This is a genomic window from Pseudomonas gingeri (genome assembly GCF_013386115.1).
In the GTDB taxonomy this organism is placed as follows: Bacteria; Pseudomonadota; Gammaproteobacteria; order Pseudomonadales; family Pseudomonadaceae; genus Aquipseudomonas; species Aquipseudomonas gingeri.
Window position 1 is genome coordinate 219,418 of sequence record NZ_JACAOR010000013.1, and the last position, 9,593, is coordinate 229,010.

The following is a 9,593-nucleotide window of genomic DNA, read 5'->3' on the forward strand; positions in this document are numbered from 1 at the left end:
TGGGTCGACACTCAGTGCAGCGGCAGGCGCATGATCTGCGCGGTGGTCAGCACGTCGCCAAAGGTGTCTTCGATCTCGGCCAGGGCGGCACGATGCAGACTGTCCTTGTCGACGCCCTCACCGTTGTAGCGGGTGATCGCGCGGGTTGCCGTCGCGTCCGATGCTACCACGACCTGGTAACCCAGCGGCGCCGCGTCCCGGGCCGCTCCAGCGATACAGGCATGGGTCATCAGCCCGCTGATGATCAGGGTCCTGATCCCGTCCCGCTTCAGCCGGGCATCGAGGTCCGTGCTGGCGAAGACGCTGACGGTGGTTTTCTCCAGGACCTTGTCCTGCTGGCGCGGCCGCATGTCCGGATGGAATTTCCAGCCCTCGCTGCCCCGGGCGAATACCGGCGAACCCGCTGGCGCGACATGCTGGATATGGTAGACAGGGATCTTCGCCCGGTCGGCGAAGGCGATCAGTTCGCGGGTCTTTTCCAGCGCTCCCGGGCCATCCGGGATCGGCATGCGACCGGTGAAGTACTCGTTCTGGAAGTCGATCACCAGCAGCGCTGTACTGGCCGGCTCCAGTCGCTCCAGGGGCCTGGCACCGAACATCGCCCGGATGGTCGGTTGCGGGTTTTCGCCGGCCACGGCCTGCATCGGCAGGCTCAATGAAAGACTCAGGCCGGCACACAGCGCGGCAAAAAGCTGTGGCAGGGATTTCGAAGGGAACGCAAACATGGTGGAACTCCTGCAAGGAAGGAAGTAAAACATCTCGCAGAAAGTCTATGGACGCGCCCCGGGTACAACCACGCCGCTTCTGCGACATGTCCTGTGCAGGAAATGCACAACCGAACCACTTCCGGACGCCAGGGAAGCCATACGCAAATGGGTTTGCGCCTCTTCACTTTCTTGTGCCTCTTCTGTCTGCTGGGCAGTTGCGCGGCCTATCGCGACTACAACGACGAACTGCGGATAACCAACGAGCAACTGGCCGCCGGCAATGTCGACGAGGCCTTGTACCTGCTCGAACGTCATAACCCCTGGGACGCCAAGGACCTGCTGTATTACCTGGAGAAAGGCGAATTGCTGCGGGCCAGGGGCGACCTGCTCGCCAGCCAGGCTGCCTGGCGGACCGCGGATCGTGCGGTGTTCCAGCGCGAGGACTCGACGGACTTCGACTACGGCAAGCTCCTGGCCGAACTGGGCACGATGTCGATCAACGACAAGATCCGCCGCTACGACGGCTATGACTATGAAAAGGTCATGCTGACCACCCAGATGGCCCTCAACCTCCTGGCCCTGCGCGACTTCGACGGTGCCCGGGTCGATATCAAGAAAACCCATGAGCGCGAAGCGCAGATCGCACAATTGCGCGACAAGGAATACCTGCGGCTGGAGACGCAGGCCCGTGAGCAGGGCATCAGCCTGCGCTACAAGGATTTGCAGGGCTATCCGGTGGCGATCCTCGATGCGCCCGAAGTTCTGGCGCTGAAAAACGGCTACCAGAGCGCGTTCAGCCACTACCTGGCCGGCTTTGTCTACGAGGCGCTGGGCGAGCGCGACCTCGCCGCCCCGGGTTATCGACAGGCCATCGAGTTGCGCCCGAACACGCCCTTTCTCGAACAGGCCCTGTCAAACCTCGGCAAGCCCCCTGAGTCGGCCCGTGGCAGCGATGTACTGATCATTGTCCAGAGCGGACTGGCACCGGCCCGCAGCTCGGTGCGCCTGCCCTTCCCGGTGCAGATGCAGGACGGCCAGACCATCACCTCGATCGTATCCTTTCCCATACTGCTGCCGGACACCTCGACGCCCAGGCCCGGCTCGATCAGCGTCGATGGGCGTAAACAGCCCCTGACCCAGCTCAACAGCATTACCGACATGTCCCTGCGCACCCTGCGGGACGATATGCCGGGAATCATTCAACGCACCCGCTGGCGCGCCACCCTCAACGCGCAGACACAGGCGCTGGACAACAAGAAACATCCGGAGAAAGCGAAATACATCGTCGAAGCGCCTTTCGAGCAAGCCGACACCCGAACCTGGCGCACCCTGCCGGACAATACCTACGTCGTACGCCTGCGACTCAAGCCCGGCCAACACCGGTTGAGCCTGCCCCTCGCGTCGGCCAGCGCGCCGGTGACCTTCACCATCGACCAGCCATTCCAGGTCATCAGCCTGCGCGTCATCGGAAATCGGATATTTCCTCGATAGCGTCAGCCACTTCCCACGCAACCTGCTTCCCCCTGCACGTCGACACCGCGCATCGCCCCACTTAACGTGGTGCAGCGACAACAAAACCGGGTTTCGGCTTCGTACCGAAAGCCACGAAAGGGCATGTGCAACACAGGGAACGGATCCACGGCACAAGCCGAACCGCATCACAAACCGGAACAAAAAAGCCATTACATCGCCAGCACTCACGCCTATAATGCCGCGCCGATGTTATGGCTATAAGAAATTAAAGCGCCTCTTTTTATGAGGAATTGGCAGGTAAGCAACCTGACCTGCCAATGGGTCCCTTTCAGCCTGACCCGCATTCCCGGCTGCTCTTTATCAGGGAAGATATCGTCATGACATCCTGCACTCGCCTTTTGATTGCCCTGGGCACCATTGCCTTGCTGTCCGGCTGCTCGGTATTTCGCAACTACGACAGCGAGCTGGCACAGACCAGCCAGCAACTGGCCTCGGGCAATGTCGACGCGGCACTGGCCCTGCTGGACAAGAACAACGGCAGCGAAGACCGCGACCTGCTCTATTACTTCGAGAAAGGCGAGCTGCTGCGGGCCAAGGGCGACCTGCCCGGCAGCCAGCAGGCCTGGGGTCATGCCGACCAGGTGGTCGGCCACTGGGAAGATGACGTCAAGCTGGACACCGCCAAGTACGTCGCCCAGTTCGGCAGCTTCCTGGTCAACGACAAGGTGCGCAAGTACGAGGGCTACGACTACGAGAAGGTCATGCTGACCACGCAGATGGCGCTGAACTTCCTCGCCGTCAACGACTTCGAGAGCGCCCGCACCGCCATCAAGAAGACCCACGAACGTGAAGCGGTGATCGCCGACCTGCGCGACAAGCAGTACCTCAAGAGCGAGGAAGAAGCCGACCAGCAGGGGATCAAGACCCAGTACAAGGATCTCCAGGGTTACCCGGTGGCCAGCCTCGACGCCCCGGAAGTGGTCGGCCTGAAAAATAGCTACCAGAGCGCGTTCAGTCATTACCTGGCCGGCTATGTCTACGAAGCCCTCGGCGAGAAGGACCTGGCCGCGCCGGGCTATCGCCAGGCGGCCGAGTTGCGTCCCAACACGCCGCTGCTGGAACAGGCCCTGGTCAACCTCGACAAGCCCGCCAAGGACGACGACAGCGATATCCTGATCGTCGTGCAGAGCGGCCTGGCGCCGGCCCGCGACTCGATCCGCATTCCGCTGCCATTGCCGATCGACAACGGCATCGTTATCACCCCGCTGTCGTTCCCGATCATCAAGCCCGACACCTCGACCCCGGGCTTCGCCCAGATCGGCGTCGACGGCCAGCCCGTCAACCTGACCGCGCTCAACAGCACCACCGCCATGTCCCGGCGCGCCCTGCGCGACGACATGCCGGGCATCATCCTGCGTACCAGCGTACGGGCCATCAGCCGCGGCATCGCCCAGAAGAACCTGAACAAGGTCAACCCGATGGCCGGCCTGGCCGTGGGCATCACCTCGGCCGTCCTCGAAGGCGCCGATACCCGGACCTGGCGCACCCTACCGGACACCACCCAGGTGGTGCGCCTGCGCCTGAAGAAAGGCGAGCACCAGGTGTCGCTGCCAAGCGCCGTCGGCGGCTCGCTGGTCAAGGTCACCATCGACCGCCGCTACCAGGTCATCAGCCTGCGCGCCGTCGGTAACCAGGTATTCACCAGCGGCCTGGCGGCCCGGCTGATCCCGAGCGCCAACCCGACGGCCGTGGCCAGCATCAAACAACCTTGAGAACGGAGTCTTGCGCATGCACTTCAAACTGACCGCTGTCGTTGCCCTGGCCTTGCTGGCCGGCTGTGCCACCCCACCGCCGCCCCCGGCACCGGGGAGTGCCGCGAGCAAGATCGTTGCCCTGGGTGAAATGGAAGATATCCAGGTCGGCGCCATTCGCGTCGCCCGGGAAAACGGCTTCCTCACCGTCAAGGTGCAACTGAGCAACACCCGCACCAAGAACAAGATGATGTACTACCGCTTTGCCTGGCTGGGCAATGACGGCTTCCCGGTCGCCGACGAGGAAACCTGGAAGACCCTGGGCCTTTATGGCGCCCAGAGTACCTTCCTGCCAGGCATCGCCCCGACACCGAAGGCCACCGACTTCCGCCTGGAAGTCAAAACCCCTTGATACGCCGTCGCCCCCTTGCGCCCCTTTGAAGAGAACCTCTCCATGTTTGCACGCTTTTCACTCCTCGCCGTTGTCGCCCTGCTGGCCAGCGGTTGCGCCCAGAACACCTCGCCGGTCCTGGGTGGGAAGAACATCAGCTACGGTGACACCAAGGCCGTCGAGCTGGTCACCAACGAGTTCGGCTCCACCGACCTGCAGATGATCGCCGAGTCCATGACCCGTTCCCTGGCCCAGTCCGGCATCCTGCAGGGCCGTCCGGTGGTGCAGGTGTATGACGTGAAGAACAAGACCAGCGAATACATCGACACCCGCGAGATCACCACCTCGATCAAGACCCAGTTGATGAAGTCCGGCACCGCCCGCTTCGCCAGCGACAACACCGAGATGCAGAGCCAGGTCGACCAGCTGAAGCTGCAGAACCAGAGTGGCCTGTACAAGAAGAGCACCGTCAGCAAGACTGGCAACATGATCGCCGCCAAGTACCGCCTGGAAGGCTCGATCAGCTCGATCGTCAAGCGCAGCAGCGACTACAAGGACGTCTTCTACAAGTTCAGCCTGCAACTGATCGACGTCGAAAGCGGCCTGGCCGAATGGATGGACGAGAAAGAGATTCGCAAAACCACGGAGCGTTGAACGATGCGAGCATGGATTGGCATTATCGGCCTGGCCTGCGCCTTTGGCGTGCAGGCCGCACCGAAGGTCGCGGTGGCGGACCTGGCGTATCAGGCGCAAGTGGAGCAGTACATCCGCAGCGTCTCGGCGCGCAACAACTACCAGCAGAGCTACTACGGCGCCTCGGGCTCGTCGAGTTATGACGAATACGAGAGCCGCAGCAGCTATATCGAGCAAGGCGAGCTACGCAAGTTCACCGGCGACATCAAGGGCGAGATCCTGCGTACCGGCATGTTCCAGCTGATCCAGGGCACGCCCTACACCGCCAGCTCCAAGGGCGATGTCTACGACGTGATCAAGCGGATCAAGGGCGGCAGCTTCAAGGGTGCCGACTATGTGCTGTTCGGCACCGTCTCGGACATCGACTTCACCCAGGATGTGAATGAACTGGCCAACACCAACAGTTACTCCGCGGTACTGGGGCTGACACTGGTGGGCGATTTCAGCCTGATCAACACCCGGACCTACGAGATCACCTCGGCGTTCACCGCCATGGGCGAAGGCCAGGACACCAAGCTGGTCAACAGCCGGGATATCCGCGTTTCGCTGAACCGTCCGCGGGTGGTGCGTGATGTGTCCAAGTCCCTGGGCGAGGATGTCGCGCGACAGTTGAGCATGCAACTGGGCGGCCCGGATATGTCCCCGGATGCGCGCCAGCCACTGCAACGCAACAACCTGCCACCGGATGAGCCGGCGCGGGTCCTGCAATAATCCGGGACCGCGTGATCGTTCATCGCCAGCAAGCCGGCTCCCACAAAGCCCGCGTCGAGCACACTTGCACAGCACGACGCTGATCCCGAGGGAGCCGGCATCAAGCACGCTTCCCGGCTACGGCTTGGATCCTGTGGGAGTCGGCGTCGAACACACTTGCGCAGCACGACGCTGATCGTGAGGGGAGCCGGCATCGAGCACACCTCCCGGCTACGATTCAGATCTTGTGGGAGCCGGCTTGCCGGCGATAGCGTCCGCTCAGGCAACAAAGAGCCTCAGGTGGTCGCCTTGTGCAGCGTCGCCAGGAATCCGGCCGCACCGACGAACAACCCGGCAAAGGTCCGGTTCATCCGGCGTTGCTGCCTGGGGGTGCGCAGCAGACGCAAGACCTTGGCTGCCAGGCCGGTGTAGCCGGCCATGACGATCATGTCGACGCCGATCATGGTCACGCCGAGGATCAGGTACTGGTGCACCAGCGGCGCATGGGGATCGATGAACTGCGGCAGCACCGCGAGCATGAACACCAGTGCCTTGGGGTTGCTGACGTTGACCAGGAAACCGCGGAACATCAGGGTCAGCGGCTTGCCGACCGGACGGATCGTCGCTTCCTCGGTCATGTCGCTGGGCAGCGCGCGCCACTGTTTGACCGCCAGGTACACCAGATACACCACGCCGAACCACTTGATGGCGTAGAAGGCCGTCGCCGAAGCGGTCAGGACGGCACCGACACCGGCAGCGATCACTGCGATCTGTGCCGCCAGGCCCAGTTGCAGACCGAGGGCATTCCAGTAACCGCGCAGGAAACCATACTGCAGGCCGCTGGACATCGAAGCGATCGCGCCAGCGCCAGGAGACAGGCTGATTACCCAGCATGCCGCAAAAAATGCCAGCCACGTCTCAATCAGCATCACGCACCTCGGATAAGAGTTTCAACAAACCTCTAAGCTAATCCGCGGGCGTGAAATTGACCATCGTTTTTTGTCGGACAACTATCGGTCAGGACAGCGCTTCCAACTCCGCCTGCATGCTTTCCAGCACTTCCAGGGCTTCCATCCAGGCTTCTTCGAGTTCCGCCTCACGGACCTTGAGCCTGGCCTGGTCGGCCAGCAGGTCACGCAGCTCGTCCTTGCGGTCAGCTTCGTAGACCGCGCTGTCGCCGAGGCTCGCCTCGATCTTCGCCAGCCGCTCGTGCAGCTTGCCCAGCTCGGCTTCGAGCTTGTCGGCCTCGCGCTTGTGCGGGGCCAGTTGCTGACGCAACGCAGCCGCGGCCTGGCGCTGGGCCTTCTTGTCGGTCTTGTCCGCATTCACCGGCGTGTTGCTGACCGGAGCGTTGCGCTGGCGATACTCGACCAGCCAGCGGGCATAGTCTTCCAGGTCGCCGTCGAACTCCTCGACCTTGCCGTCAGCCACCAGGTAGAAATTGTCGGTGGTGCTCTTGAGCAGATGACGGTCGTGGGAGACCACCAGCACCGCACCGCTGAACTCCTGCAAGGCCATGGTCAGCGCCAGGCGCATTTCCAGGTCCAGGTGGTTGGTCGGTTCGTCGAGCAGCAACAGGTTCGGCCGTTCCCAGGCGATCAGGGCCAGCGCCAGGCGGGCTTTTTCACCGCCGGAGAAATTCAGCACCGGCTCGTCGATGCGCGCGCCACGGAAGTCGAACCCCCCGAGGAAGTCGCGCAGGGTCTGCTCGCGCTCGGTCGGTGCCAGGCGTTGCAGGTGCAGCAGCGGGCTGGCCTTGGCGTCCAGCGAGTCGAGCTGGTGCTGGGCGAAGTAGCCGACCACGGTGTTTTCACCGCGGGTCATGCGTCCCGCCAGCGGCGACAGCTCGCCAGCGAGGTTCTTGATCAGCGTCGACTTGCCTGCGCCATTGGGGCCGAGCAAGCCGATCCGCGCGCCCGGGGTCAGTTGCAGCTTGACCTTCTCCAGGATGGTTTTCTCGCCATAACCCAGGCGGGCATCGGACAGGTCCAGCAACGGGCTGGAGATCTTGTGCGACTCGCGGAAGGTGAAGTCGAACGGCGAGTCGACGTGGGCCGCCGACAGCTCTTCCATCCGCTCCAGGGCCTTGATCCGGCTCTGCGCCTGGCGGGCCTTGGTGGCCTGGGCCTTGAAGCGGGCGATATAGCTTTCCATGTGCGCACGTTGCGCCTGCTGCTTCTCGTAGGCCTGTTGCTGCTGGGCCAGGCGCTCCGCACGGGCGCGCTCGAACGCGCTGTAGCCACCGCGATAGAGGGTGATCTTGCGCTGGTCGACATGGGCCACGTGATCGACCACTTCGTCGAGGAAGTCGCGGTCGTGGGAAATCAGCAGCAAGGTGCCGGGGTAGCTCTTGAGCCACTCTTCCAGCCAGATGATCGCGTCGAGGTCGAGGTGGTTGGTCGGTTCGTCGAGCAGCAACAGGTCCGACGGACACATCAGTGCCTGCGCCAGGTTCAGGCGCATCCGCCATCCGCCGGAGAAATCGCCGACCGGGCGGTCCATCTGCTCATTGGTGAAGCCCAGCCCGGCCAGCAGCTTGCGGGCCCGGGCGTCGGCGGTGTAGCCGTCGGCGCTGTCGAGCTCCGCGTGCAGGCGCGCCTGGGCAGCGCCATCGTGGGCCACCTCGGCCGCCGCCAGGTCGTGCTGCACCTGGCGCAGGCGTATGTCGCCATCGAGCACATAGTCGACCGCCAGGCGGTCGAGGGTATCGACCTCCTGGCGCATGTGGGCGATACGCCAATCGGCCGGCAGGAAGCAGTCACCCGAGTCCGGGTGCAGCTCACCCCGCAACAGGGCGAACAGGCTGGATTTGCCGGCGCCGTTGGCACCGATGAGGCCGGCTTTATGGCCGGCGTGCAGGGTCAGCTCGGCGTCTTCTAGCAGACGTTGCGGGCCACGCTGTAAAGTCAGGTTCTGAAGTCGAATCATAATGGCGGCGGAGTCTACCAGCTTCCCTCGCAACTGGCGCGGATCGAACCATGCATGCTGACCTGTGGACGTTTTCTCTCGAGACTTATGCCAAGCCCGGCGTGGAAGAAGCCTGCCTGGCCCTGCAGGCGCAGGGGGCGGATGTCTGCCTGATGCTCTGCGCGGCGTGGCTGGGGGTACGCGGCGTCAGCTGCGAGGCCGGGCGATTGGCGCAATTGCGCCTGGTCGCACAACCCTGGCAGGCGCAGGTGGTGCAGCCACTCAGGCAATTGCGCGGGCAATGGCGGGCCATGGCGTTGCAGGACAACGAGCTGAAGGTACTGCGCGATCAGGTGAAGGCACTTGAACTGGAGGCGGAACGCCAATTGCTGTTGCGCCTGGAAGGGTTGTGCCGGGACTGGCCACAGGGAATGGCCGACGATCTGATGGCGTGGCTGGACGGCAGCACCGCACAAGCGGCCCACCTGAGCCGCGACGCGCTGCAACAGCTGCGCGTCGCGGTGAGCCAGGCTTAGGAAGCGCTGGTTGGGGTGCTGCTGGCGACCGGAGCCGGCGCTGGAGCAGTAACGGCTGGGGCCGGTGCAGCGGCTGCAGTCGGTGCCGGTGCTGCTGGAGCAGGTGCCGGAGTTGCAGGCTTGGCAACTGCTGGCTTGGCTACGGCTGGTTTGGCAGCAGCAGGTTTCGCCGCGGGCTTGGCAGCAGCCGGTTTGGCAGCAGCGGGTTTCGCCGCTGGCTTGGCGGCAGTCGGTTTGGCAACAGCAGGTTTTGCAGCCGGCTTGGCGGCAGCCGGTTTGGCAGCAACTGGTTTTGCAGCTGGCTTGGCGGCAGCGGTTTTAGCAGCCGCTGGTTTTGCAGCTGGCTTGGCGGCAGCCGGTTTGGCAGCGGCTGGTTTCGCCGCTGGCTTGGCAGCAGCGGGTTTGGCAGCGGCCGGTTTTGCAGCTGGCTTGGCGGCAGCGGTTT

At 63.5% G+C, this 9,593-nt stretch carries 10 protein-coding genes; 6 read left to right on the forward strand and 4 right to left on the reverse strand.

Going from position 1 to position 9,593, the window contains the following annotated elements; genetic code table 11:
• Positions 1–11: 11 nt before the first annotated feature.
• Positions 12–725: a cysteine hydrolase family protein gene (locus HX881_RS25100; RefSeq protein ID WP_177087182.1), complete on the reverse strand. Its 714-nt coding sequence runs from the start codon at positions 723–725 to the stop codon at positions 12–14.
• A gap of 147 nt (positions 726–872) precedes the next feature.
• Here HX881_RS25100 and HX881_RS25105 point away from each other — a divergent pair, with 147 nt between their 5' ends.
• The 5 genes from HX881_RS25105 (at position 873) to HX881_RS25125 (ending at position 5,726) form a co-directional block, all read left to right on the forward strand.
• Positions 873–2,198, forward strand: coding sequence for a COG3014 family protein (locus HX881_RS25105; RefSeq protein ID WP_177087184.1), 1,326 nt, complete (start codon positions 873–875; stop codon positions 2,196–2,198).
• 359 nt (positions 2,199–2,557) lie between these two features.
• A complete protein-coding gene (locus HX881_RS25110) occupies positions 2,558–3,952 on the forward strand; it encodes a COG3014 family protein (protein WP_042935153.1) in 1,395 nt (464 codons plus the stop codon).
• A gap of 16 nt (positions 3,953–3,968) precedes the next feature.
• The gene (locus tag HX881_RS25115; RefSeq protein WP_017125472.1) at positions 3,969–4,343 is read left to right on the forward strand and encodes a YcfL family putative periplasmic lipoprotein; all 375 of its coding nucleotides are present in this window, start codon (positions 3,969–3,971) and stop codon (positions 4,341–4,343) included.
• 42 nt (positions 4,344–4,385) lie between these two features.
• Complete coding sequence (gene lpoB / locus HX881_RS25120) at positions 4,386–4,976, forward strand: penicillin-binding protein activator LpoB (RefSeq protein ID WP_177058276.1); 591 nt, start codon at positions 4,386–4,388, stop codon at positions 4,974–4,976.
• 3 nt (positions 4,977–4,979) lie between these two features.
• Positions 4,980–5,726 carry a hypothetical protein gene (locus tag HX881_RS25125; protein ID WP_042935154.1) on the forward strand — a complete coding sequence of 249 codons (747 nt, stop codon included), beginning with the start codon at positions 4,980–4,982 and terminating at the stop codon, positions 5,724–5,726.
• Positions 5,727–6,001: 275 nt separating this feature from the next.
• On the opposite strand, the gene HX881_RS25130 is transcribed toward HX881_RS25125, so the two are convergent.
• Together HX881_RS25130 and HX881_RS25135 are read right to left on the reverse strand one after the other, a co-directional pair.
• Positions 6,002–6,634 (reverse strand): LysE family transporter, encoded by a 633-nt coding sequence (locus tag HX881_RS25130; protein ID WP_017125475.1) that lies wholly within the window; start codon positions 6,632–6,634, stop codon positions 6,002–6,004.
• Positions 6,635–6,722: 88 nt separating this feature from the next.
• On the reverse strand, positions 6,723–8,633 hold the full coding sequence (locus HX881_RS25135) for an ATP-binding cassette domain-containing protein (RefSeq protein ID WP_017125476.1): 1,911 nt from the start codon (positions 8,631–8,633) through the stop codon (positions 6,723–6,725).
• Between the two features lie 50 nt (positions 8,634–8,683).
• On the opposite strand from HX881_RS25135, the gene HX881_RS25140 reads away from it, so the two are divergent.
• Entirely contained in the window at positions 8,684–9,148 is a 465-nt protein-coding gene (locus HX881_RS25140) for a TIGR02444 family protein (RefSeq protein WP_017125477.1), read from the forward strand.
• Here the strand turns inward: HX881_RS25140 and HX881_RS25145 are convergent.
• The coding region (locus HX881_RS25145) for a hypothetical protein (protein ID WP_218171773.1) at positions 9,145–9,593 on the reverse strand (449 nt) is incomplete at its 5' end. The two genes, HX881_RS25140 and HX881_RS25145, sit on opposite strands and share 4 nt — an antisense overlap.